Raw genomic sequence first — 255 nt, 5'->3', positions numbered from 1 at the left:
GTCACGCTCGGAGTCACCGCGCAGTGCGCCTACCTGACCCAGGCGCGTAAGGACTTTGACTGGGTTGCGGACCTGCCGGCACAGTCCGGTCAGCAGGTGCTGCGCCAGTTGGACCAGGCGTACCAGAATTGGTGGAACCCGCAGCACCCCGCCGGGGCGCCGACCCGCAAACGCAGGTCTGCCCGGCTGTCGGTCCCGTTCCCCGGGCAGGCGATTGGGGTCCGCCGGCTCAACCGGCGCTGGGGTGCGGTGACC

Annotated in this window: 1 protein-coding gene; it reads left to right on the top strand. The window is 70.6% G+C overall.

The features are described from left to right. Positions 1 to 255, top strand: a 255-nt coding sequence (locus ACNAW0_RS30915; protein WP_416291566.1) for a hypothetical protein, incomplete at both ends; no start/stop codon positions are given.

Source organism: Micromonospora sp. SL1-18 (genome assembly GCF_047921505.1).
Taxonomy (GTDB): domain Bacteria; phylum Actinomycetota; class Actinomycetes; order Mycobacteriales; family Micromonosporaceae; genus Micromonospora.
Note: the sequence above shows the minus strand (reverse complement) of the source record. Positions and strands in the feature narration are given on the sequence as shown.